Raw genomic sequence first — 23516 nt, 5'->3', positions numbered from 1 at the left:
ATGACTACAAGAAAGTATTTCGGAACTGACGGCATTCGTGGTCGGGTAGGGCAGTTTCCAATCACGCCTGAATTCATGCTCAAGCTCGGCTGGGCTGCCGGCATGGCATTTCGTCGCATGGGTGCCTGCCGGATTCTGGTCGGCAAGGACACCCGTATTTCCGGCTACATGTTCGAGTCTGCGCTGGAGGCCGGTATTTCGGCTGCCGGTGCCGATGTCATGCTGCTTGGTCCGATGCCGACACCGGCTATCGCGTACCTGACCCGCACCTTTCATGCCGAAGCGGGTATCGTGATCAGTGCTTCTCACAATCCGCATTACGACAATGGCATCAAGTTCTTCTCGGGCAAGGGCACCAAGCTGCCTGACGAGATCGAGCAGATGATCGAAGAGCTGCTGGATACGCCGATGACCGTCGCTGAATCCGAAAAGCTCGGCAAGGTTTCCCGCATCAACGATGCGGCCGGTCGTTACATCGAATTCTGCAAGAGTAGCGTGCCGACCAGTACCAGTTTCGCTGGTCTGAAAGTGGTGATCGACTGCGCCCACGGTGCTACCTATAAAGTGGCTCCGAGTGTTTTCCGTGAGTTGGGGGCTCAGGTCGTCGTGCTGTCGGCGCAACCTGACGGGCTCAATATCAACAAGGATTGCGGTTCCACTCACATGGAAGCGCTGCAGGCTGCCGTGGTGGCCGAAAAGGCTGATCTGGGCATTGCCTTTGACGGTGATGGTGACCGGGTCCTGATGGTCGATCATACGGGTGTGGTCGTCGATGGTGACGAGCTGCTGTACATCATTGCCAGTGATCTGCAGGAGCGTGGTCGTCTGCAGGGCGGCGTGGTTGGTACCCTGATGAGCAACCTGGGTCTGGAATTGGCGCTGGCCGAGCTGAATATTCCGTTTGTGCGTGCCAATGTCGGTGACCGCTATGTGATCGCCGAACTGCTGGAGCGTGACTGGCAGATCGGCGGTGAGAACTCCGGCCACATCGTCTGCTTCCAGCACACTACCACGGGCGACGCAATCATTGCTGCCCTGCAGGTGCTGCTTGCCTTGCGTCGCCGTGGCGTCAGCCTGTGCGAAATCCGTCAGAAGCTGCGCAAGTGTCCTCAGGTTCTGGTCAATGTCCGTTTTGGCGGTGGTGTGGATCCGGTCAATCACCCGTCGGTAAAAGAGGCCTGTGCCCGTGTTACGGCGGAAATGGCGGGTCGCGGTCGCGTCCTGCTGCGCAAGTCTGGCACCGAGCCATTGGTGCGCGTCATGGTCGAGGGTGAGGACGAAACCCAGGTCAGAAACTATGCCGATGAGCTGGCAAAACTGGTTGCTGAAGTTTGCGCCTGATTTTGGCTTGCCAGTGTTGAAAGTGTTGGGTAACATCTGCGCCCACTTTGACCGACGAGGTGTAGCATGCGTCGCCCTATGGTAGCTGGTAACTGGAAGATGCACGGTACCCGCGCCAGCGTCGCTGAGCTGATCGACGGGCTTGCCGGGCAGGTTCTGCCAAGCGATGTTGATGTCGCGGTTATGCCTCCAAGTCTCTACATCGCCCAGGCGATCGAAGGGCTGAAAGGTCAGTCAATCGCTGTTGGTGCTCAGGATGCTGCGATTCAGGCAGCACAAGGTGCGCTGACAGGTGAGATAGCGTCGAGTCAGCTGGCTGATGCAGGTTGCAGGTTTGTACTGGTTGGGCACTCCGAGCGCCGCCAATTGATTGGTGAGCAGGATGATGTCCTCAACCGCAAGTTTGCGGCGATTCAGGCGAGCGGCCTGATACCGGTGTTGTGCATAGGGGAAACCCTGGAGCAGCGCGAAGCGGGTCAGACGCTGGAAGTTGTCGGGCAGCAGCTCGATAGCATTATCGCCGAATTCGGCATCGGTGCATTTGTTGATGCGGTAATCGCTTACGAGCCGGTCTGGGCCATTGGTACCGGGCTGACAGCCTCGCCTCAACAGGCGCAGGAAGTGCACGCAGCTATTCGCGCGCAACTGGCGAAAGAGAATTCCGAAGTCGCACAAGGCGTGCGTCTTCTTTATGGCGGCAGCGTGAAGGCGGCCAATGCGGTCGAGTTGTTCAGCATGCCGGATATCGATGGGGGGCTCATTGGTGGAGCTTCCCTGAATGCAGAAGAGTTCGGTGCGATCTGTCGCGCCGCGGGAAACTGAAAAAATGCTGGAAACAGTCGTAATCGTTTTTCATCTGCTGGGTGCGCTGGGCGTTGTCGTCCTGGTATTGCTGCAGCAGGGTAAAGGTGCGGACGCCGGTGCGTCTTTCGGAGCAGGTGCATCAAATACTGTGTTCGGAGGGCAAGGAACCTCTACCTTTCTCAGTAAGTTTACTGCTATACTCGCCGCAGCTTTTTTCATAACCAGCTTGGGGTTAGGTTACTTTGCTAAAGAGAAAGCTCAAGGGCTGAATCAAGCAGGTTTGCCAGATCCAACAGTTTTGGAAACGAAACAAAAACCGGCTGCAGATGATGTTCCGGTTCTCGAAGCGCAAAAGCCAGCTGTTATTCCAGCTGACGTACCTCAAGCGCCAGAGCAGAAGTAAAAAAGAATTCGGCGATGTTTGTTGAGGTCGCCAAAAAGAGTTGTAATGCCGAGGTGGTGGAATTGGTAGACACGCAACCTTGAGGTGGTTGTGCCCATAGGGTGTAGGGGTTCGAGTCCCCTTCTCGGTACCAATTAAGCAAGATAGCCCGCACTAGCGGGCTTTCTTGTAGGTGGATGTTGGATTGATTCTTTAGGGGATCGGTCGTATACTTCCGCCCCAGCTTTGTCGCGGGGTGGAGCAGTCTGGTAGCTCGTCGGGCTCATAACCCGAAGGTCGTTGGTTCAAATCCAGCCCCCGCAACCAGTTTCGCGAAGCCCCTATTCTAGGGGCTTTTTGTTAGCTGGACAGTACAGGCGCCGATGTTCAACGGCGTTTTCATGATGGGCTTTTGCCCATTTTTTTATTTCTAAAGCATGCACGAGGGGGTTCAGGTGTCGAGCAAGCTAGAACAGTTGCAGGCCTTGTTGGCCCCGGTGGTCGAGGCTCTTGGCTATCAATGCTGGGGAATTGAGTTTCTTTCCCAGGGCCGACATTCACTGCTGCGCATTTATATCGACAAAGAAGGCGGCGTTCTGGTGGAGGACTGCGAAACAGTCAGTCGTCAGGTCAGCGGTGTTCTGGATGTTGAAGATCCCATCAGTGCTGAATACACGCTTGAAGTGTCTTCTCCTGGCATGGATCGCCCGCTGTTCACTCTTGAACAGTTTGCTTTGCACGCTGGGGAACAAGTGAAAATAAAGCTGCGCTCGCCCTTCGATGGTCGACGCAACTTTCAAGGCCTTCTCCGCGGGGTGGAGGAGCAGGATGTCGTGGTGCATGTAGAAGACCACGAATACCTGTTGCCGATCGACTTGATCGACAAAGCCAACATTATTCCCACGTTTGACTGAGACGTGCCAGATACAGCGGATCCCGCGGATCCAATGGCTTGCGAAAGGCGAGGCGTACGATGAGCAAAGAAGTACTGCTGGTTGTTGAGTCGGTGTCCAATGAAAAGGGCGTTCCGGCAGGAGTGATTTTTGAAGCGCTGGAGCTGGCTCTTGCCACTGCTACCAAGAAGCGTTTTGAAGATGAGGTTGAGCTGCGTGTGGAAATCAACCGCCACACCGGTAACTACGAGACTTTCCGTCGCTGGAATGTGGTCGAAGACGAAGATCTGGACGATCCGGCCTACGAGCTGGCTGTAGACCAGGCCCAGGCCAGAAAGCCGGGTGCTGTCGCTGGCGATCTGATCGAAGAGAAGATCGAGTCCATCGAATTCGGTCGTATTGCTGCGCAGACCGCCAAGCAAGTCATTGTGCAGAAGGTTCGTGAAGCCGAGCGTGCTCAGGTGGTCGATGCCTATCGCGAGCGTCTTGGCGAAATCATTTCCGGTACAGTTAAAAAGGTTACGCGTGACAATGTCATCGTTGACCTGGGTAACAATGCCGAAGCATTGCTGGCTCGTGAAGACATCATCTCCCGTGAGACTTTCCGGGTAGGTGTGCGTCTGCGGGCTTTGCTGAAAGAAATCCGCACTGAAAACCGCGGCCCTCAGCTGATTCTGTCGCGTACTGCGCCAGAAATGCTGATCGAGCTTTTCCGTATCGAAGTACCGGAAATTGCCGAAGGTCTGATCGAGGTGATGGCTGCCTCCCGTGACCCGGGTTCGCGTGCAAAAATCGCTGTTCGCTCCAAGGACAAACGAATCGACCCGCAAGGCGCCTGCATCGGCATGCGCGGTTCGCGTGTTCAGGCCGTATCCGGCGAGTTGGGTGGCGAGCGTGTGGATATCGTGCTCTGGGACGATAACCCGGCACAGTTCGTGATCAACGCAATGTCCCCTGCTGAAGTGGCTGCAATCATCGTCGATGAAGATGCCCATGCAATGGATATCGCTGTTGGTGCGGACAACCTGGCTCAGGCCATTGGTCGTGGCGGTCAGAACGTGCGTCTGGCAAGTCAGTTGACTGGCTGGACCCTGAACGTGATGACCGAATCGGACATCCAGGCCAAGCAGCAGGCAGAGACTGGCGACATTCTGCGCAACTTCATCGACGAGCTGGAAGTCGACGAAGATCTGGCGCAGGTGCTGGTCGATGAAGGCTTCACCAGCCTGGAAGAGATTGCCTACGTACCGTTGGAAGAAATGCTCAACATCGATGGCTTTGACGAAGAAACCGTCAACGAGCTTCGCGCTCGTGCCAAGGATCGCTTGTTGACTAAAGCCATCGCTACTGAGGAAAAGCTGGCAGACGCCCATCCGGCCGAAGACCTGCTCTCGCTTGAGGGTATGGACAAGGATTTGGCGATGGAACTGGCGGTGCGCGGCGTAATTACCCGCGAAGACCTGGCCGAGCAGTCTATAGATGACCTGCTCGACATCGACGGCATTGACGATGATCGTGCCGGCAAGTTGATCATGGCCGCCCGAGCCCATTGGTTCGAGTAACAGGCGCGGCCTGAGGAGAGAAGTGCATGACGCAAGTCACGGTGAAACAACTGGCCGATGAGGTCAAAACACCGGTAGAGCGCCTGCTGCAGCAGATGCGTGAGGCAGGTCTGCCGCACACCGCCGCCGAGGAACATGTGTCCGACAGTGAAAAGCAATCGTTGCTGACTCACTTGAAAAGCAGCCACAAGGCTAAAGTGGAAGAGCCGCGCAAGATTACCTTGCAGCGCAAGACCACCAGCACCCTGCGCGTTGCCGGCAGCAAAAGTATCAGCGTTGAAGTGCGCAAGAAGAAAGTTTTCGTGCAACGCAGCCCGGAAGAAATCGAAGCCGAGCGCAAGCGTGAGCTGGACGAACGCCGTGCGGTAGAAAATGCCGCCCGTCAAAAGGCTGAAGAAGAAACCAAGCGTCGCGCCGAAGAAGAAGCGCGTCGCCAGCCTGCTGCTGAACAGACCGCGGCACCTGCTGCTGCGCCAGCCCCTGTGGCTGCCGAGCCAGTGCGTGAAGCGCCTGCGGCACCTGCGGCACCTGCGCCAACATCCGCACCTGCTGCGCCTGTTGTCGAAGTTCGCAAGCGTGACGATCAGCGTCGCCCGGACAAGACCCGTGGCGATGACCGCAATGCTCGTGGCGGCGACGGCGAGCGCAAGAACGCTCCGCATCGCGCTTCGGTAAAAGAGAAGGCACCGGCTGTTCGCGTTGCTCCTCGTACTACCGACGAAGAAAGCGATGGTTTCCGTCGTGGTGGTCGTGGCAAGTCCAAGCTTAAGAAACGCAATGCCCACGGTTTCCAGAACCCAACCGGTCCGGTTATTCGTGACGTTGCCATCGGCGAGACCATCACTGTTGGCGAACTGTCGGCGCAGATGTCCGTCAAGGCAGCTGAAGTCATCAAGTTCATGTTCAAGCTGGGCACTCCGGTTACCATCAACCAGGTACTGGATCAGGAAACTGCCCAGTTGATCGCCGAAGAGCTGGGCCACAAGGTCACGCTGGTCAGCGACAATGCGCTGGAAGACTCCCTGGCCGAATCCCTGAAGTTCGTGGGTGAAACCTTCTCCCGTGCTCCGGTCGTGACCGTAATGGGCCACGTTGACCACGGTAAGACTTCCCTGCTCGACTACATTCGTCGTGCCAAGGTTGCTGCTGGCGAAGCCGGTGGTATCACCCAGCACATCGGTGCCTACCACGTTGAAACCGAACGCGGCATGGTGACCTTCCTCGACACCCCGGGTCACGCCGCGTTTACCGCAATGCGTGCACGTGGTGCCAAGGCAACCGATATCGTCATCCTGGTTGTTGCAGCAGACGACGGCGTAATGCCGCAAACCATCGAAGCCGTTCAGCATGCCGTGGCTGCTGGCGTACCGCTGGTTGTTGCAGTGAACAAGATCGACAAGCCGGGCGCAGACCTTGATCGCATCCGTAGCGAACTGTCGGTCCATGGCGTGACTTCCGAAGAGTGGGGCGGTGATACGCCTTTCGTTCCGGTTTCCGCGAAAATGGGTACCGGCGTCGACGAACTGCTCGAAGCGGTCCTGCTGCAGGCTGAAGTTCTGGAACTCAAGGCCACTCCATCGGCTCCTGGCCGTGGTGTTGTCGTTGAGTCCCGTCTGGACAAGGGCCGCGGCCCGGTTGCCACGGTTCTGGTTCAGGACGGTACGCTGCGTCAGGGCGACATGGTTCTGGTCGGCTCGAACTTCGGTCGCATCCGCGCCATGCTCGACGAAAACGGCAAGCCTGTAAAAGAAGCTGGCCCGTCGATTCCGGTCGAGATCCTCGGTCTGGATGGCACGCCGGATGCTGGCGACGAGATGAGCGTACTGGCTGACGAGAAGAAAGCCCGTGAAGTCGCTCTGTTCCGTCAAGGCAAGTTCCGTGAAGTCAAACTGGCTCGCGCACATGCTGGCAAGCTGGAAAACATCTTCGAGAACATGGGCCAGGAAGAGAAGAAGACGCTTAACATCGTCCTCAAATCCGACGTCCGTGGTTCGCTGGAAGCACTGCAGGGCGCCCTGGGCGGCCTGGGTAACGATGAAGTGCAAGTGCGTGTCGTCGGTGGCGGTGTCGGTGGTATCACCGAGAGCGACGCCAACCTGGCACTGGCCTCCAACGCTGTACTGTTCGGCTTCAACGTGCGTGCCGATGCCGGCGCTCGCAAGATCGTCGAGCAGGAAGGTCTGGATATGCGTTACTACAACGTGATCTACGACATCATCGAAGACGTCAAGAAAGCACTGACCGGTATGCTGGGCAGCGATGTTCGCGAGAACATCCTCGGTATTGCCGAAGTGCGTGACGTGTTCCGCTCGCCGAAATTCGGCGCGATCGCAGGCTGTATGGTCGTTGAAGGTGTTGTTCACCGTAACCGTCCAATCCGCGTTCTGCGTGACGACATCGTTATCTTTGAAGGCGAGCTGGAATCCCTGCGCCGCTTCAAGGACGATGCTTCTGAAGTCCGTGCCGGAATGGAATGCGGTATTGGCGTCAAGAGCTACAACGACGTCAAGGTCGGTGACAAGATCGAAGTCTTCGAGAAGGTCCAGGTTGCTCGCAGCCTCTAAATCGCGAGCTACAGGAGCCATGGCAGAACCACGCATGCAAATGCACGGGCTGTCATGGGCTCTCAACGCAACGCCCGGTCTGGCAATTGTCAGGCCGGGCGTTTGCCGCTTTCAGACTGTCAGGGTTTGGTCCCGAGTCAGTAACAGGTAGCAAACCATGGCAAAAGAATATAGCCGTACCCAACGAATCGGCGATCAGATGCAGCGCGAACTGGCGCAGTTGATCCGTCGCGAAATCAAGGACCCACGTGTGGGGCTGGTCACTATCACTGCTGTCGATGTCAGCCGTGATGTGGGTCATGCCAAGATTTTCATGACCGTAATGGGCCAGGACAGCGCCGAGGAAATCGCGCAGAGCATCAAGGTGCTCAACTCCGCCGCCGGCTTCCTGCGCATGCAGTTGGCCCGTGAGATGAAACTACGCAGCGTGCCGCAGCTGCATTTCCATTACGACGAAAGCGTGGCTCGTGGCGCACATCTCTCAGCATTGATCGAGCGTGCAGTGGCCGAAGACGGACAACATCAGGAAGGTTCCGCGCCACAAGGCGTGAAGCCGGACGGTAGCGAGGAGTAAGGCGTGGCTCAGGTCAAGCGTATACGCCGCAATGTCAGCGGAATCATCCTGCTCGACAAGCCACTGGGCTTTACTTCCAATGCGGCCCTGCAAAAGGTGCGCTGGTTGCTCAATGCCGAAAAGGCCGGGCATACCGGCAGCCTCGACCCACTGGCAACAGGCGTGTTGCCGTTGTGTTTCGGTGAAGCCACCAAGTTCTCTCAGTACCTGCTCGATTCGGACAAGTCCTACGAGACGCTGATGCAACTGGGCAAGACCACCACCACGGCAGACTCCGAGGGCGAAGTGTTGCAGACTCGCCCGGTGACCGTTGGTCGTGAAGATATCGAAGCGGTATTGCCGGATTTTCGCGGTCAAATCAGCCAGATACCTCCGATGTACTCGGCTCTCAAGCGTGATGGCCAGCCTCTTTACAAGCTGGCTCGTGCAGGTGAAGTAGTGGAGCGTGAGCCTCGTTCTGTTACTATTGCGCGCCTGGAATTGCTGGCTTGCGAGTCCGAGACTGCGCGTCTTTCGGTCGATTGCAGCAAAGGCACCTATATTCGGACCCTGGTCGAGGATATCGGTGAGAAACTGGGCTGTGGAGCCTATGTCGCAGAGCTGCGTCGTACCCAGGCCGGGCCTTTCAACCTGAGCCAGACGGTCACGCTGGAAGAGCTTGAGCAGGTCCACGCCGACGGTGGCAACGAAGCGGTCGACCGTTTCCTGATGCCATCGGACAGCGGTCTGCTACATTGGCCACTGCTGCAGTTTTCGGAACACAGTTCTTTCTACTGGCTGCATGGTCAGCCGGTAAGAGCACCGGATGCGCCGAAGTTCGGCATGGTCCGGGTGCAGGATCACGAAGGTCGCTTCATCGGTATTGGTGAAGTAAGCGAAGACGGGCGTATAGCGCCGCGTCGTCTGATTCGGTCAGAATGACCGGAACCAGGCTGTCTGCATGCAGGCGGACTGGAACGAGGGTGGCTGTCAACAGGCACGGTCACATCTCATTTTTTAATACGGGGTTTGTCCCCGGCCTGTTGGAACCGTCTTCTCCGGAAGCGGCTCCTTTACTGAAGGATTGCCCAAATGGCACTCAGCGTTGAAGAAAAAGCTCAGATCGTAACCGACTACCAGCAAGCTGTTGGTGACACTGGTTCGCCAGAAGTGCAAGTTGCACTGCTGACCGCCAACATCAACAAACTGCAAGGCCACTTCAAGGCCAACGGTAAGGACCACCACTCGCGTCGTGGTCTGATCCGTATGGTAAACCAGCGTCGCAAGCTGCTGGATTACCTGAAAGGTAAGGACGTTAGCCGTTACAGCGCCCTGATCGGTCGTCTGGGTCTGCGTCGCTAATAACGACGTTGCGAGAGGTTGGTTGTCTGTCACGATTCATCGGTATACCGATGGTTCTGGCAGGCTTCCAGCCTCTAGTTTTATCTGGACTGCCGAAGGGTCCGATTCCCCTCGCTGCCCAAGAATTCGCAAGAAACCAGTTCCCCAAGAGCCACAGAAAAGGTAGGAAACCGTGAACCCGGTAATCAAGAAATTTCAGTTCGGTCAATCGACCGTAACCCTGGAGACTGGCCGCATCGCCCGTCAGGCTTCCGGCGCAGTACTGGTCACCGTTGACGACGACGTCAGCGTATTGGTGACAGTGGTCGGTGCCAAGAACGCCGATGCCAGCAAAGGCTTCTTCCCGCTGTCCGTGCACTACCAGGAAAAAACCTACGCTGCCGGCAAGATCCCTGGTGGTTTCTTCAAGCGTGAAGGCCGTCCTTCCGAGAAAGAAACCCTGACTTCGCGTCTGATCGACCGTCCGATCCGTCCGTTGTTTCCAGAAGGCTTCATGAACGAAGTGCAGGTTGTCTGCACCGTTGTTTCCACCAGCAAGAAAACCGATCCGGACATCGCAGCGATGATCGGTACTTCGGCTGCCCTGGCCATCTCCGGCATTCCGTTCGACGGTCCTGTCGGCGCTGCCCGTGTTGCTTTCCACGAAAGCACCGGTTACCTGCTGAACCCGACTTACGAGCAACTGCAGGCTTCGAGCCTGGACATGGTCGTAGCCGGTACTTCCGAAGCTGTTCTGATGGTTGAGTCCGAAGCCAAGGAACTGACCGAAGACCAGATGCTGGGCGCCGTTCTGTTTGCCCACGACGAGTTCCAGGTCGTGATCAACGCAGTCAAGGAACTGGCCGCCGAAGCCGCCAAGCCTCTCTGGAGCTGGCAGCCAAAGCCGGAAGCCACCGAGCTGCTGGGCGCGATCCGTTCCGAGTTCGGCGACGCGATCTCCCAGGCCTACACCATCACCGTCAAGGCCGACCGCTATGCCCGTCTGGGCGAGCTGCGTGATCAGGTCGTTGCCAAGCTGGCTGTTGAAGAAGGCAGCCCGTCTGCTGGCGAAGTCAAAGCGGCTTTCGGTGAAATCGAATACCGCACCGTGCGTGAGAACATCGTCAACGGCAAGCCACGTATCGATGGCCGTGATACCCGCACCGTTCGTCCTCTGAACATCGAAGTCGGCGTTCTGCCAAAGACCCACGGTTCGGCACTGTTCACCCGTGGCGAAACCCAGGCTCTGGTTGTCGCGACTCTGGGTACTGCCCGTGACGCACAACTGCTGGACACCCTCGAAGGCGAGAAGAAAGACCCCTTCATGCTGCACTACAACTTCCCTCCGTTCTCGGTAGGCGAGTGTGGCCGCATGGGTGGCGCTGGTCGTCGTGAAATCGGCCACGGCCGTCTGGCTCGTCGCAGCGTTCAGGCCATGCTGCCTGAAACCGACGTGTTCCCATACACCATCCGTGTCGTATCGGAAATCACCGAGTCCAACGGTTCCAGCTCCATGGCTTCGGTCTGCGGTGCTTCCCTGGCTCTGATGGACGCCGGTGTACCGATGAAGGCGCCGGTTGCCGGTATCGCCATGGGTCTGGTCAAGGAAGGTGGCAAGTTCGCCGTTCTGACCGACATCCTGGGTGACGAAGACCACTTGGGCGACATGGACTTCAAAGTGGCTGGTACCTCCAAAGGTGTTACCGCGCTGCAGATGGACATCAAGATCAAAGGCATCACCGAAGAAATCATGGAGATCGCCCTGGGCCAAGCCCTGGAAGCTCGCCTGAACATCCTCGGCCAGATGAACCAGATCATTGGTCAGTCGCGTACCGAACTGTCGGCCAACGCTCCGACCATGATCGCGATGAAGATCGACACCGACAAGATCCGTGACGTCATCGGTAAAGGCGGCGCGACCATCCGTGCAATCTGCGAAGAAACCAAGGCTTCGATTGACATTGAAGACGACGGCTCGATCAAGATCTTCGGCGAAACCAAGGAAGCGGCTGAAGCAGCTCGTCAGCGCGTTCTGGGTATCACCGCTGAAGCGGAAATCGGCAAGATCTACGTCGGCAAGGTCGAGCGTATCGTCGATTTCGGCGCATTCGTGAACATCCTGCCAGGCAAGGACGGTCTGGTTCACATCTCCATGCTGAGCGATGCCCGCGTAGAGAAAGTGACCGATATCCTGAAAGAAGGTGAGGAAGTCGAAGTTCTGGTACTGGACGTGGATAACCGCGGCCGTATCAAGCTGTCGATCAAGGACGTCGCCGCTGCAAAAGCGTCGGGCGTCTGATCGCTCGATAGGCTTCGCCAAAAAAGGATCCTTCGGGATCCTTTTTTTATGAGCGTAAATAAAGGCTTGCGTAAACCCCACTCAAAACGCCCGATGGGAACATGCATCTTGCAAGTGGAGTTTTTGGTCGAACGGGCAATCTGCACGATCGTGCAAAATGGATAAAATTATAACTTGTTGTATTTAAAGGATTTTATTGTTTTTTGCAGATTGGCACACCCCTTGCGATATAACCAATAACCCTGCAACCAATGATGTTGGTGCAGTTTCTGAGAAAAACAGGAGTTATCGTATGAAGAAGTTCGCTATCGCTGCTGCCACTGCAACCGCCCTGACACTGACCATGGCTAACGCTGCATTCGCTCAGACCAACACCCAGGCTCCAATGATGCTGGCTGCCGGTGAAGTGACTCAAGCCAAGGAAGCGACTACCGATACCTGGATCACCACCAAGGTCAAAGCCGACCTGCTGACTGAAAAAGGCATCCCAGGCTCGGACATCAAGGTTGAAACCAACAAAGGCGTGGTTTCCCTGTCCTCTACCGTTGCGGTGACTGAAGCCCAGAAGAAAACGGCTGTGGCTATCACCAAGAAAATCAAAGGCGTTCAGGCTGTTTCGGCCGATGGCCTGAAAGCTGAGTAACCCTTTGAAATGAGCATCTGACGTCGTGTCGACGGCCTTGCAGGTCGTCGGCAGACAGGAAGTTCATGCGAGAGGCCACAAGGATGTGGCCATTACAGGCCCCGGTGTTCGCACTGGGGCCTGTTCTATTTCAGGCAGTCAATTGCCGCGCTTGCTATCGATACGGACCAGCCGACCACCCTCGAAACGCAGGTATTGGTACATGCCGTTAAGGGGACCGTAAACCCACTCCTCAATCCTCACTTCTTCGGACCTTCGGTAGTTGCTGCTGTAGGTTTCCTTGCTCCCGATAACCTCCTGGCTGAGGGGGGCGCCGCACTTCTGTTGAACCTCGAAAACTCTGTCCCCGGTGCTGATCAGTTGGCTACCGCAACGCAAGGTCGAAGCCTGTACGGTTGTCGCCGCCAGCGCTCCAGAGAGTGCCAGCAGAATGAAGCCAGTGATCGGGGATTTAGCCAAGTCGTTTACTCGCTGTCCAAATGAAGTGGGCTGATAACCCGGCCATCAGCTTGTGCCTGGCCCAGGTGCGCATCGACGAAATAGATACGTTCGTCTTCCAGTTGCCCCTTCTGTACCAGATAGTCCTTGATACTGCCAGCCCGGTCCTGACCCAGCTCACGCAACAGGACCTCGTTGCTGCTCCAGAACTTGAGCACGGCAGCGCGCATCCTGTTCAGGCGTTCTTCCTTGCCCAGGTCTGCCCACTCTGCCGGTGGTTGTTGCTTGAGACGAGCGCGATAGATACCTTCGAGCATCGGACCTTTCTCGTCATCAGGCACTTGCAGCAAGGCGGCTCTGGCCGGGACCTTGTCGCCACGGCGTTGCATGATCTTGTAGTAAGTGGACTGATATTCGCGCTCCAGACGCTGCTGGGCGATCAATGGGCCGTCGCTGCTGGCCGCGCTGGTGCCTTCGATCTCCAGGCGCAGTGTCGGGCGCTCCTTGAGTGCGGCTGCAAGCGTATCCAGAGCTTTTGTGGCGTCACTGCTCAGTTCGCTGGAACCTGCCGCGAAACTGATATTGCCCAGGTCCTCTGAACCTCCACCGCTCACCAGACCTCCCAGCATCTTGAAAGGCGCCTGTGCCGCTCGCAGCACAAGGTTGCGCAGGGTTTGCCAGACAATCGGCATGACGCTGAATTGCGGGTTGTTCAGATCGCCTTCAACCGGCAGCTCAAGGGCAATCCTGCCCTGAGTGTCCTTGAGCAAGGCGACCGCCAGACGAATCGGCAAGTCCACTGCATCGGGACTGTCGACTTTCTCGCCCAGTTGCAGTTGCTCGACGAGCACCTTGTTTTCGGCCTTCAGCTTGCCTTGGGTAATCAGGTAGTGCAGGTCGAGATTGAGACGGCCCTTGCGGATTCGGAACCCGGCGAACTTCCCGGAGTAGGGCGTCAATGTGGTCAGTTCGACACGCTTGAAGCTGGTGGCGATATCGAGGCTGGCCATCGGGTTGAACGGGTTGAGGCTGCCTTTGATGGTGACCGGTGCATAACGGTCCACCTTGCCCTCGACATTCACCGGTGCCGGTTTGGTCTGGCGGTTATCGATGGTGCCGATGCGGCCATTGAGCTGCTGCACGGCGGTGATGAAGTTAGGTGTCAGAGTCAGGTCCGCGAAGTTGGCCGAGCCGTCCTTGATGTTCACCTCGCCGATATGAATGCCCAGCGGTTTTTCATTGCTGGCGGTTTTGGGTGATGGGGAAGCGGGCTGCTTGTCTACAGGCTGCGGAATAAGCAGGTCATCGATGTTGGTGCTGCGATCATCATTGATCATGAAGCGTGCATAAGGCTGCTCCAGATTGACCTGGGTAATCGACAGATTGTCGCCATGCTGATAATTCAGGCCTTCAACTTCCAGACGCTGCCACTTCATGAAGTCGCGTTGCTTGAGGGTGTCGAGGGTATGCAACTGGTTGACCTGGGCCTTGCCCGTAACGGCCAGAGCCAGGGGGGCGGTGCTTTTCAGGTCAACGGCCAGGTCGCTGTCGAGCATCCCGCTACGCATTTCCAGGCGAATGAACGGGCTGATATAAGCCTGGGCAAGACGCAGGTCGATATCTCGTGTCGTGACATTCAGGCGCGCACTCATCGGGCTGAGATTGACGTCCCCGACGGCGGTCAGCTTGCCCTGTTTGCCCAGCCCGGTATCGAGCTTGAGGGTGAAAGGCGATTTGTTCAGGCTGTCGAAGTTCTGCATGTCCAGATTCAGAGGCCCGACATCCAGGGTGACGGCTTCCTTGGGGACCCGATCCGACAGGTGGACCTGATAGTTGCGCAGTTGCACATCCTGGAGCAGAACTTGCCAGGGTTTGGCCGGGGACGCCGGGCGAGCGGCAGCCTGAGAGCTGGTATCGGAAGCAGGCTCTACGGCCTTTGCATCGATTTCCGGTTTTTTCGGCGATGGTTTTGCCGGTTGGCTGGCAAACAGTTTCTGCCAGTCCAGCTGGCCATCGGCTTCACGGGCAGCCCAGGTTTCCAGCTTGTTGCTGCGTATCTTGCCGACGGTGACAAGCTGTCTGGCCAGATCCACCGAAGTCTCGCTGACTTCCAGGCGTTGCAGGCGTACCAGAGGCCGTCCATCAGGTGCATCGAGCACGAATGGTGAGATGCTGGCGGCGGCGTTGTTGAGCTTGAGTTCGGTCTCCTTGCTCAGGTCGAGGGTGTAGCTGGTGCTGAAATTCAGGATGCCGTCTTTCAGTGCCAGTGGCAGGGCGTCGCGTACATAAGGCCACCAGAGCTTCATCTTGCTGTCGGTGACCTTGAGGGTGCCTTCGGAGGTGATCGGCACCAGACTGATGCGTCCCTTCCAGTCGATCTGGCCGCCGTCGGGGCCGATGGCGACCATGGTCATGTCGGCGTTGTCTTCCGGGAGTGTGCTGAGGTTTTTCAGCTCCAGGTTCAACTTGTCGTAAAGGAATTCGATGGGCTCGCCGGGGCGCATGTCCTGAAAGTGCACATAGCCGTCAGCCAGTCTTATTTCATCGATACGCAGCGGGAAGGGTTTGCCGGCAGGCTCATTGGTTGCAGGTTCGCTGGGTGGCAGCTTGAACAATTGCGCCAGATTCAGTTTGCCTGTCTTGTCGAACAGCACCTCGGTTCTGGGATTGCTCAGTTCCACCTTCAGCAGATGCAGGGCACCGCTCCAGAGGCTGTCGATCTGCAGATTGGCATATAGCTTCTCGAATGCAATCTGCTCTTTGCCGGGAACGCCGATGTTCAGGCCCCAGAGCGTCAGCTCCAGAGTGTATGGATTGAGCTCCAGGCGTTCGAGCTTTGCCGGAACGGTGGAATAGTTGCTCAATTGCTGGTTGGCAATACGCAAGGCAACGCCGGGCAGAATGAAAAAGCCCAGCAGGCTGTAAAGCACACATACAGCCAGCAAAGTGCCAAGAGTACGTTTCAATCCTTTGGACATTGGGGCGTTGTCTCTTTCTTTCGGAGCTCCTTGGAGTATGGCACGCCCATTGGGTTCAAAAGGCCAAGCCGTCTGGCGCTGTAGGAAATTTCCTTTAAAACGGGGCGATATCAGAACTGCAGAATCAGCGTCTTGAGTGGAGGCTGATTGTCCCGGGACGGAAAGTCTTCGGCAGGCTTCATGACCCGGCAATCAAGCACTGGTCGGCCCGCTTTGCTGGCGCAACGCAGAACCTGCTCGCGCCAATCGTCCATGCTGACTTTTGCCAGGTTATTGCAGCAGATCAGCACGCCGTCTTCGGCAGTGCTCAAGAGTGCCGGTTTGAGCAGGCTCTGGTAATCACGCAGCAGATCGACCGTGCCGAAAGCGCTCTTGGCCCAGGCAGGTGGATCGAGCAGCACCAGATCATATTGGCGCTGTTCAAGCTTTACGTAATCCGGAAGTTTTTGCCCGCGACGCGAGCTGATCGGCAAGCCTGCCAGTTGCCGGATGGCCGGGAAGTAGTCCGACTGGATGAACTGCATCGGCGGCAATTGCGGGTTGAGTGCGCCGTTCTCGCGGCCCACGGCCAGGTTGCTTTCGGCAAAGTCCAGATTGCAGACTTCACTCGCGCCACCGGCAGCAGCGCTCAGGCCGACGCCACAGGTGTAGGAAAACAGGTTCAAGACACTTTTGCCCTTGCTGTTCGCCTTGACCCAGCCGCGGGTATTGCGCAGGTCGAGAAACAGCAGCGGGTCCTGACCGTTATGACGGCCGCGTACCCGGTAGTTCAGGCCCCACTCATGGCCGATCAAGTCTTGCAGCGCGGCCTCATGAGCCTTGTAGATCGGGTCCTGGCGGTCGATGCGGGAGTTACCCTGCGAGCGGTCGTTATAAACCAGCAAGGTTTCCAGATCCAGCCGGGCATTGACCAGCGCATGCAGCCCCAGCAGCGAGTCCAGATCCAGCGTGTTATGAAAGCTTTGTACCAGCAGTTGCGGGCCATAGCGGTCGATGGTCAGGCCGCTGGCACCTTCCTGGCTACCGTGAAACAGGCGATAGCAGTCCGTCCCTTGCTGATGCAGCTCGGCCAGCAGGTTTTGACGGTTATCGAGGGCGACGCTGAGCGCCTGATTCAAGGAAGACATGCAGAGCGCCTTGGGCTGGAATTAGGCGCGGGAGTTTACCAGTTACAGGGCGAAGGTAGATTGCCGATCGCTCCCATGAACCTGAGAACGATCGGTCAGACACCATAAATCAGCGTGCCAGCGCCAGCGCTACACCCTGACCGCCACCAATACAGAGCGTGGCCAGGCCCTTTTTGGCGTCGCGCTTGATCATTTCATGCAGCAGCGTCACCAGCACGCGACAGCCCGAAGCGCCAATGGGGTGGCCCAGGGCGATGGCTCCGCCGTTGACGTTGACCTTTTCCAGGTTCAGGCCCAGTTCCTTGGCGACCGACAGCGACTGAGCGGCAAACGCTTCGTTGGCTTCTATCAGGTCCAGCTCTTCCAGTGACCAGCCAGCCTTGTCCAGGCAGCGACGTGTCGCGCTGACCGGGCCGATGCCCATGATGGCCGGGTCTACGCCCGCATTGGCATAGCCGGCTATACGCGCCAGCACCGGCAGGCCCAGTTGCTCGGCCCTGGCGGCGCTCATCAGCATGACGGCCGCTGCGCCATCGTTGATGGACGAGGCATTGCCTGCGGTGACCGTACCGTCTTTCTTGAAAGCGGCCTTGAGCTTGCCCAGGGATTCGGCAGTCGTCCCCGCACGTGGTTGTTCATCGGTGTCGAAGCGCAGCGGATCGCCTTTGCGCTGGGGGATCAGGATCGGGGTGATTTCATCCACGAAACGACCGGCGTCGATGGCTGCAACGGCGTGCTGCTGGGACGTGGCTGCGAATTCGTCCTGTGCCTGACGGCTGATGTCGTACTTGTCGGCGAGGTTTTCTGCGGTGATGCCCATGTGATAGTCGTTGAAGGCGTCCCACAGGCCGTCGCTGATCATGGTGTCCACCAGAGAGGCATGGCCCATGCGCAGACCGGTGCGTGCGCCGGGCATCACATAGTTGGAGAGGCTCATGTTTTCCTGGCCGCCAGCAATAATGATCTCGGCATCGCCGCAACGAATCGCCTGGGTGGCCAGGTGCAGCGCCTTGAGGCCTGAGCCACAGACTTTGTTCAGGGTCATGGCGGGCACTGCAAACGGCAGCCCGGCCTTGATCGCGGCCTGACGCGCCGGGTTTTGTCCGGCACCTGCGGTCAGGACCTGGCCCATGATGACTTCATCGATCTGCCCGCCATCCACGCCGGTCTGGGTCAGGAGCTGGCGAATGACGGCTGCGCCCAGCTCCACGGCGGGAATACTGGCCAGTGAGCCCTGGAAGCTGCCGACGGCAGTCCGGGTGGCGGCAACGATAACGACGTCTTGCATGGTGCTGATCCTCATTGTTATTGGGCTGGGCCGGCTGACGGCGCGGCGTGATCAATGGACTCATGTTGGCACATATGCAAAGCCCGATTCCAACCGGGAACCCGGTGGTCATCTTATGCAGGGGCCATTCTTCGTTGCGCCCGATGAATGGAGCCGTTGCGCACCGCCCAGCGCAGGATCGGCGCGCAGCCATTGACGCCTGCGCGAATCATCCTGCGCCGCCAGGGACCTTGTTCGACATCGAGCATTTCGCAGGCCCAGAGAGGCAGCAGGTCGATCCCGGCCTGCATCATCAAGGCGCCAAAGGGTTTGACCAGCCTGTTGGGGGCTGGCTCGTTGAGCAGCAGGCGTATCACCTCGCGGCTGCGGTCGTCGCACAGCAGATGCCCGCGAATGTTGTCCAGATAATCGGCAATCTGTTGGCGTGAGCGCGGTACATCACGGGCGCCCAGGCGTTCGGCGATGAGGGCGGTTTCGGCGTAGTAGGTGTCCTGCTCGGTCAGTGACAGCTCAGGGTCGAGATAGCGCAGGTGCGCTGCAAGAAAACTGCTGACTTCCGCCACGTGCACCCAGGTCAGCAAGTCAGGGTCGCTGGCGGCATAAGGCCGGCCGTCTGGTGCAGTTCCCGTGACTTGCAGATGGATGGTGCGGACCTTTTCGATCAGCCAGTTCGCGTCATGGGTGGCGCCGAACGTGGTGCCTGCAAGGAACTGTCCGGTTCTTCGCAAGCGGCCGAGCATGTCCTCGCGAAAACTGGAGTGATCCCAGACCCCGGCCAGTGCCAGTGGGTGCAGTGCCTGAAGCATCAAGGCGCTGATGCCACCGATCAGCATGCTGGTGAAGTCTCCATGCACTCGCCAGCAAATGGCCTGAGGGCCGAACAGGCCGGGATCGCCCTTGGGATTCTCCAGATCCAGTTGGCCCAATGACAATCCGGTCAGGCTCATGACCTGGGTTTCTATACGACGACGAATGAATTCCATGTGCTCTCGGTTACAGCGGCGGGCATGGTGCAGACCATGCCTCGCTTGCCTCATCGATTCAAGCGTTTGTCGATCAGGTTATCCACAACCCCGGGATCTGCCAGGGTCGAGGTGTCGCCCAGGTTATCGAGTTCGTTGCTGGCGATCTTGCGCAGGATACGCCGCATGATCTTGCCCGAGCGGGTCTTGGGCAGTGCAGGCGCCCACTGGATCAGGTCGGGCCGGGCGAATTTGCCGATCTCCTTGCTGACATGGGCCAGCAACTCGTTTTGCAGGTCATCGCTGGGTTCGATGCCGTTGATGAGGGTGACAAAGGCATAGATGCCCATGCCTTTCACGTCGTGGGGATAACCCACCACCGCGGCTTCGGCGATCTTGTCGTGCAGCACCAGCGCGCTTTCGACTTCGGCAGTACCGATCCGGTGGCCTGACACATTGAGCACGTCGTCCACACGGCCGGTGATCCAGTAATCGCCATCTTCGTCGCGACGTGCTCCGTCGCCGGTGAAGTAATACCCTGCACAAGGTTTGAAGTAGGTGTTGATCATGCGTTGCGGGTCGCCGTAGACGCTGCGGATCTGTCCCGGCCAACTGGCCTTGATGGCCAGCAGGCCGCTGCCGGGGCCCTGGATTTCCTGGCCTTGCTCATCAAGCAGTACGGGCTGTACGCCAAACATGGGCTGTGTCGCGCAGCCGGGTTTGAACTGGCTGGCGCCGATCAGGGGCGTGAGCATGATGCCGCCGGTTTCGGTCTGCCACCAGGTATCGACGATAGGGCAGCGCTCTTTGCCCACTTGATGAAAATACCATTCCCAGGCTTGGGGATTGATCGGTTCGCCGACACTGCCCAGCAGCCGCAGGCTTTCCCGTGAAGTACCTTGCAGAGGTGCCGGGCCTTCGCGCATCAAGGCCCGCAGGGCGGTGGGTGCGGTGTAGAAGATATTGACCTGATGCTTGTCGATGACCTTCCAGAAGCGTGAGGCATCCGGGTAATTGGGCACGCCCTCAAACATCAGCGTCGTCGCGCCATTGGCAAGCGGGCCATAGACGATGTAGCTGTGGCCGGTGACCCAGCCGACGTCCGCCGTACACCAGAAAACCTCGCCATCGCGGTAATCGAACACATGCTTGTAAGTCATTGCCGCCTGCAGCAGATAACCACCGGTGGTATGCATCACGCCCTTGGGTTTGCCGGTGCTGCCGGAGGTGTAGAGAATGAACAGCGGGTCTTCGGCATTCATGGCTTCGGGCGGGCAGTCATCGCTGATGCCGTGAAGCGCCTCGTGATACCAGAGATCACGGCCCTTGACCCAGTCGATCTCTCCCTGGGTTCGCTCCACTACCAGCACGGTGCTCACGTTCGGGCAGCTTTGCAGCGCCTTGTCGACGTTATGTTTCATTGGGATATATTTGCCGCCCCGTATGCCTTCATCGGCGGTGATGACCGTGTGGCAGTCCGAGTCCAGGATCCGGTCGCGCAGGGCATCCGGAGAAAAACCGCCAAACACCACCGAATGCACGGCGCCGATGCGAGCGCAGGCGAGCATGGCGTAGGCGGCTTCAGGAATCATCGGCATGTAGATACACACCCGGTCGCCTTTTCGGACGCCGCGAATCTTCAGGACATTGGCCAGCCGGGAAACGTTGTGGTGCAGCTTCCTGTAAGTGACTTCTGCGGATTCGGTCGGGTTGTCGCCTTCCCAGATCAGCGCGATCTGATCGCCTCGACCTTGCAGGTGACGGTCGATGCAGTTGTAACTGACATTGAGTTTGCCGCCCTTGAACCAGCTTGCCTGTCCGGTGCTGAAGTCTGAGCTGTGGACCTCGTCCCAGGGCGCTGACCAGTCGAGAAAAGTGGCGGCTTGTTCGGCCCAGAATTGCTCGGGGTTATCCACAGACTGGCGATACAGGCGTTTATAGTCGGCCGGGCTCAGCTGTGCGGCCAGGCTTGTGGCGTAGGCTTTGGGGAATGCGCGGATATCGAACATGATCGGCTTCCTTGTTCTTGTGTGGGTACAAGAATAGAAGCCGGTGAGGGATTGCGAATGAATTCACTCCAACGCTGCTGGAGCGAATTCATTCGCGATGGCGATCAACCGCGATGGCGGCCGCGGAAGTAGTTGATCAGGCCTTGGGTCGAAGCATCTTCGGCAGGGTCTTCGATACCGCCTGTCAGGCGCTGGTAAACACCTTTGCCCAGCTCCTTGCCCAGTTCGACGCCCCATTGGTCGAAGGCGTTGATGCCCCAGATCACGCTCTGTACGAAAACCTTGTGTTCGTACATTGCCACCAGTGCGCCCAGACGGCGCGGGCTGATGCGCTCCACCACCAGGGTGTTGCTCGGACGGTTGCCCGGAATGACCTTGTGCGGCGCAATCTGCTGCACCTGTTCTTCCGGTACGCCCTTTTCACGCAACTCGGCTTCGGCTTCGGCGCGGGTCTTGCCCAGCATCAGCGCCTGACTCTGGGACAGGCAGTTGGCGTACAGCCACTGGTGATGGTCGGCAACCGGGTTGAAGCTGACGATTGGCACGATGAAGTCAGCCGGGATCAGTTGGGTGCCCTGATGCAGCAACTGGTGGTAAGCGTGCTGACCGTTGCAGCCTACGCCGCCCCAGATGACCGGGCCGGTATCGGTGGAAACCGGCGTGCCGTCCTGGCGTACGCTCTTGCCGTTGGATTCCATGTCCAGCTGCTGCAAGTGCTTGGTGATGTTACGCAGGTAGTGGTCGTAAGGCAGGATCGCGTGGCTCTGGGAGCCCCAGAAGTTGCCATACCACACGCCCAGCAAGGCCAGCAGCACCGGCATGTTCTTCTCGAACGGCGCGCTCTGGAAGTGCTGGTCCATGGTGTAGGCACCCGACAACAGCTCCTTGAAGTTGGACATGCCGATGGCCAGCGCGATAGGCAGACCGATGGCCGACCACAGCGAGTAACGACCGCCGACCCAGTCCCACATCGGGAAGATGTTCTCTTCACGGATACCGAATGCAACCGCTGCCGCGTTGTTGCTCGATACCGCGATGAAGTGACGGTACAGCTCGGCCTCGGAGCCCCCTTGAGCCAGATACCAGGCGCGTGCTGCCTGGGCGTTCTTCAGGGTTTCCAGGGTGTTGAAGGATTTCGACGAAACGATGAACAGCGTGGTTTCGGCGCGGATCTTCATCGACAGTTCGTGGAATTCACTGCCGTCGATATTGGCCAGGTAATGGCAGCGCACGCCTTTGTGGGCGTACGACAACAGGGCTTCGGACACCAGCTCCGGGCCGAGGAACGAGCCACCGATGCCGATGTTCACCACGTCGGTGATGGGCTTCTCGGTGTAGCCGCGCCACAGGCCGTCATGAATGCGACCGACCAGCTCGGTGATCTGGTTGAGGACCTTGTGGACTTCCGGCATCACGTTGACGCCATTGACCAGCAGCTTGTCGCCAACCGGGCGGCGCAGCGCGGTGTGCAGCGCCGGACGACCTTCGGAGGAGTTGACCAGCTCGCCGTCGTATTGTGCCTGGATCGCTTCCTTCAGGCCGACTTCATTGGCCAGGTTGACCAGCAGGTCCTGGGTTTCACCTGTAATCAGGTTTTTCGAGTAGTCGAGAAACAGGCCGCAACTGCTGAGGGTGAATTGGCTGAAGCGTTGCGGATCTGCATTGAACGCATCGCGCATGCTGAAATCCTGCATGGCTTGGCGGTGTTGACTCAGCGCCTGCCAGGCGGGCAGAGCGGTCACATCAGAAGGATTGCGGTAGTACGCCATCGCTGCGGGTTTCCTTTAACTTGAACTGCCTTGGAGGTTGAAAAGCCAGATCGCAAACTTGAATGCTCGGCAACTCAACGGAGACTACCCTCCGCATGCCTGTTTGTCTGCGCTCTGTCCTACATGAGGCCGGTACTATTTCACACAAGCTGAGTGTTGTGTGTGTATGGGATTACCTAGGCAACCTGTACCGGTATGGCATTGCTGGTATGGCTAAGTTCATTGCCCGGCGCCATATAAAGCATGCGTGGCTTGAAATCGACCAGTTCGGCGTCGGAGTACTGAGCATAGGCGCAGATGATCACACGGTCGCCGACTTTCGCCTTGTGAGCGGCGGCACCGTTGACCGAAATCATGCGCGAACCTTCTTCACCACGGATGGCATAGGTGGTGAAACGCTCGCCGTTATCGATGTTGTAGATCTGGATCTGCTCGTACTCGCGAATGCCGGACAGGTCCAGCCACTCGCCATCGATGGCGCATGAGCCTTCGTAGTCGAGCACGGCGTGAGTGACTTCTGCACGGTGCAGTTTGGCTTTGAGCATCACGGTGTGCATCTTGTT

At 58.0% G+C, this 23516-nt stretch carries 19 protein-coding genes and 2 tRNA genes; 13 read left to right on the top strand and 8 right to left on the bottom strand.

The features are described from left to right. From glmM to CKW23_RS18780, 13 genes are all read left to right on the top strand, one after another. Positions 1–1341: a phosphoglucosamine mutase gene (glmM, locus tag CKW23_RS18840; protein WP_025258497.1), complete on the top strand. Its 1341-nt coding sequence runs from the start codon at positions 1–3 to the stop codon at positions 1339–1341. A gap of 66 nt (positions 1342–1407) precedes the next feature. Further along, positions 1408–2163 (top strand): triose-phosphate isomerase, encoded by a 756-nt coding sequence (gene tpiA / locus CKW23_RS18835; RefSeq protein ID WP_025258498.1) that lies wholly within the window; start codon positions 1408–1410, stop codon positions 2161–2163. A 4-nt stretch (positions 2164–2167) separates the two neighbouring features. Continuing rightward, positions 2168–2548, top strand: coding sequence for a preprotein translocase subunit SecG (gene secG, locus CKW23_RS18830; RefSeq protein WP_025258499.1), 381 nt, complete (start codon positions 2168–2170; stop codon positions 2546–2548). A 47-nt stretch (positions 2549–2595) separates the two neighbouring features. After that, positions 2596–2681, top strand: a tRNA-Leu gene (locus tag CKW23_RS18825). 96 nt (positions 2682–2777) lie between these two features. Beyond that, positions 2778–2854 (top strand) — tRNA-Met (locus CKW23_RS18820). A gap of 128 nt (positions 2855–2982) precedes the next feature. Then, on the top strand, positions 2983–3441 hold the full coding sequence (gene rimP, locus CKW23_RS18815; RefSeq protein WP_025258500.1) for a ribosome maturation factor RimP: 459 nt from the start codon (positions 2983–2985) through the stop codon (positions 3439–3441). Between the two features lie 59 nt (positions 3442–3500). Next, the gene (nusA, locus tag CKW23_RS18810; protein ID WP_025258501.1) at positions 3501–4982 is read left to right on the top strand and encodes a transcription termination factor NusA; all 1482 of its coding nucleotides are present in this window, start codon (positions 3501–3503) and stop codon (positions 4980–4982) included. 26 nt (positions 4983–5008) lie between these two features. Then, on the top strand, positions 5009–7546 hold the full coding sequence (infB, locus tag CKW23_RS18805) for a translation initiation factor IF-2 (RefSeq protein ID WP_025258502.1): 2538 nt from the start codon (positions 5009–5011) through the stop codon (positions 7544–7546). A gap of 157 nt (positions 7547–7703) precedes the next feature. Beyond that, on the top strand, positions 7704–8120 hold the full coding sequence (gene rbfA, locus CKW23_RS18800) for a 30S ribosome-binding factor RbfA (RefSeq protein ID WP_025258503.1): 417 nt from the start codon (positions 7704–7706) through the stop codon (positions 8118–8120). A 3-nt stretch (positions 8121–8123) separates the two neighbouring features. After that, positions 8124–9041: a tRNA pseudouridine(55) synthase TruB gene (gene truB / locus CKW23_RS18795; RefSeq protein ID WP_025258504.1), complete on the top strand. Its 918-nt coding sequence runs from the start codon at positions 8124–8126 to the stop codon at positions 9039–9041. A gap of 150 nt (positions 9042–9191) precedes the next feature. Beyond that, positions 9192–9461: a 30S ribosomal protein S15 gene (gene rpsO, locus CKW23_RS18790; protein WP_002555121.1), complete on the top strand. Its 270-nt coding sequence runs from the start codon at positions 9192–9194 to the stop codon at positions 9459–9461. A gap of 172 nt (positions 9462–9633) precedes the next feature. Continuing rightward, on the top strand, positions 9634–11739 hold the full coding sequence (gene pnp / locus CKW23_RS18785) for a polyribonucleotide nucleotidyltransferase (protein ID WP_025258505.1): 2106 nt from the start codon (positions 9634–9636) through the stop codon (positions 11737–11739). A 292-nt stretch (positions 11740–12031) separates the two neighbouring features. Further along, positions 12032–12382 carry a BON domain-containing protein gene (locus tag CKW23_RS18780; RefSeq protein ID WP_025258506.1) on the top strand — a complete coding sequence of 117 codons (351 nt, stop codon included), beginning with the start codon at positions 12032–12034 and terminating at the stop codon, positions 12380–12382. A 138-nt stretch (positions 12383–12520) separates the two neighbouring features. On the opposite strand, the gene CKW23_RS18775 is transcribed toward CKW23_RS18780, so the two are convergent. The 8 genes from CKW23_RS18775 to panD form a co-directional block, all read right to left on the bottom strand. Continuing rightward, positions 12521–12826, bottom strand: coding sequence for a DUF2845 domain-containing protein (locus CKW23_RS18775; RefSeq protein ID WP_371856581.1), 306 nt, complete (start codon positions 12824–12826; stop codon positions 12521–12523). Between the two features lie 20 nt (positions 12827–12846). Continuing rightward, positions 12847–15798 carry a DUF748 domain-containing protein gene (locus tag CKW23_RS18770; protein WP_025258508.1) on the bottom strand — a complete coding sequence of 984 codons (2952 nt, stop codon included), beginning with the start codon at positions 15796–15798 and terminating at the stop codon, positions 12847–12849. 110 nt (positions 15799–15908) lie between these two features. Next, positions 15909–16925, bottom strand: a complete 1017-nt coding sequence (locus tag CKW23_RS18765) for a class I SAM-dependent rRNA methyltransferase (protein ID WP_025258509.1) — start codon at positions 16923–16925, stop codon at positions 15909–15911. 109 nt (positions 16926–17034) lie between these two features. Beyond that, the gene (locus tag CKW23_RS18760) at positions 17035–18213 is read right to left on the bottom strand and encodes an acetyl-CoA C-acetyltransferase (RefSeq protein ID WP_025258510.1); all 1179 of its coding nucleotides are present in this window, start codon (positions 18211–18213) and stop codon (positions 17035–17037) included. A 113-nt stretch (positions 18214–18326) separates the two neighbouring features. Continuing rightward, positions 18327–19196 carry an oxygenase MpaB family protein gene (locus tag CKW23_RS18755; RefSeq protein WP_025258511.1) on the bottom strand — a complete coding sequence of 290 codons (870 nt, stop codon included), beginning with the start codon at positions 19194–19196 and terminating at the stop codon, positions 18327–18329. 50 nt (positions 19197–19246) lie between these two features. Continuing rightward, the gene (gene acs, locus CKW23_RS18750; protein ID WP_095068113.1) at positions 19247–21184 is read right to left on the bottom strand and encodes an acetate--CoA ligase; all 1938 of its coding nucleotides are present in this window, start codon (positions 21182–21184) and stop codon (positions 19247–19249) included. Between the two features lie 104 nt (positions 21185–21288). Further along, positions 21289–22953, bottom strand: coding sequence for a glucose-6-phosphate isomerase (gene pgi / locus CKW23_RS18745; RefSeq protein ID WP_025258513.1), 1665 nt, complete (start codon positions 22951–22953; stop codon positions 21289–21291). Positions 22954–23129: 176 nt separating this feature from the next. Beyond that, complete coding sequence (panD, locus tag CKW23_RS18740) at positions 23130–23510, bottom strand: aspartate 1-decarboxylase (protein WP_025258514.1); 381 nt, start codon at positions 23508–23510, stop codon at positions 23130–23132. Positions 23511–23516 lie beyond the last annotated feature (6 nt).

The sequence above is a fragment of the Pseudomonas sp. Irchel 3A18 genome (genome assembly GCF_900187465.1).
Classification (GTDB): Bacteria; Pseudomonadota; Gammaproteobacteria; order Pseudomonadales; family Pseudomonadaceae; genus Aquipseudomonas; species Aquipseudomonas cichorii.
Note: the sequence above shows the minus strand (reverse complement) of the source record. Positions and strands in the feature narration are given on the sequence as shown.

What these genes read in the sequence shown, in the direction of transcription:
- panD (WP_025258514.1), bottom strand. Translation starts at nt 23,510, where the DNA reads ATGCACACCGTGATGCTCAAAGCCAAACTGCACCGTGCAGAAGTCACT.
- secG (WP_025258499.1), top strand. Translation starts at nt 2,168, where the DNA reads ATGCTGGAAACAGTCGTAATCGTTTTTCATCTGCTGGGTGCGCTGGGC.
- CKW23_RS18755 (WP_025258511.1), bottom strand. Translation starts at nt 19,196, where the DNA reads ATGGAATTCATTCGTCGTCGTATAGAAACCCAGGTCATGAGCCTGACC.
- rbfA (WP_025258503.1), top strand. Translation starts at nt 7,704, where the DNA reads ATGGCAAAAGAATATAGCCGTACCCAACGAATCGGCGATCAGATGCAG.
- CKW23_RS18780 (WP_025258506.1), top strand. Translation starts at nt 12,032, where the DNA reads ATGAAGAAGTTCGCTATCGCTGCTGCCACTGCAACCGCCCTGACACTG.
- glmM (WP_025258497.1), top strand. Translation starts at nt 1, where the DNA reads ATGACTACAAGAAAGTATTTCGGAACTGACGGCATTCGTGGTCGGGTA.
- tpiA (WP_025258498.1), top strand. Translation starts at nt 1,408, where the DNA reads ATGCGTCGCCCTATGGTAGCTGGTAACTGGAAGATGCACGGTACCCGC.
- CKW23_RS18765 (WP_025258509.1), bottom strand. Translation starts at nt 16,925, where the DNA reads ATGTCTTCCTTGAATCAGGCGCTCAGCGTCGCCCTCGATAACCGTCAA.
- rpsO (WP_002555121.1), top strand. Translation starts at nt 9,192, where the DNA reads ATGGCACTCAGCGTTGAAGAAAAAGCTCAGATCGTAACCGACTACCAG.
- infB (WP_025258502.1), top strand. Translation starts at nt 5,009, where the DNA reads ATGACGCAAGTCACGGTGAAACAACTGGCCGATGAGGTCAAAACACCG.
- pgi (WP_025258513.1), bottom strand. Translation starts at nt 22,953, where the DNA reads ATGGCGTACTACCGCAATCCTTCTGATGTGACCGCTCTGCCCGCCTGG.
- CKW23_RS18760 (WP_025258510.1), bottom strand. Translation starts at nt 18,213, where the DNA reads ATGCAAGACGTCGTTATCGTTGCCGCCACCCGGACTGCCGTCGGCAGC.
- CKW23_RS18770 (WP_025258508.1), bottom strand. Translation starts at nt 15,798, where the DNA reads ATGTCCAAAGGATTGAAACGTACTCTTGGCACTTTGCTGGCTGTATGT.
- acs (WP_095068113.1), bottom strand. Translation starts at nt 21,184, where the DNA reads ATGTTCGATATCCGCGCATTCCCCAAAGCCTACGCCACAAGCCTGGCC.
- nusA (WP_025258501.1), top strand. Translation starts at nt 3,501, where the DNA reads ATGAGCAAAGAAGTACTGCTGGTTGTTGAGTCGGTGTCCAATGAAAAG.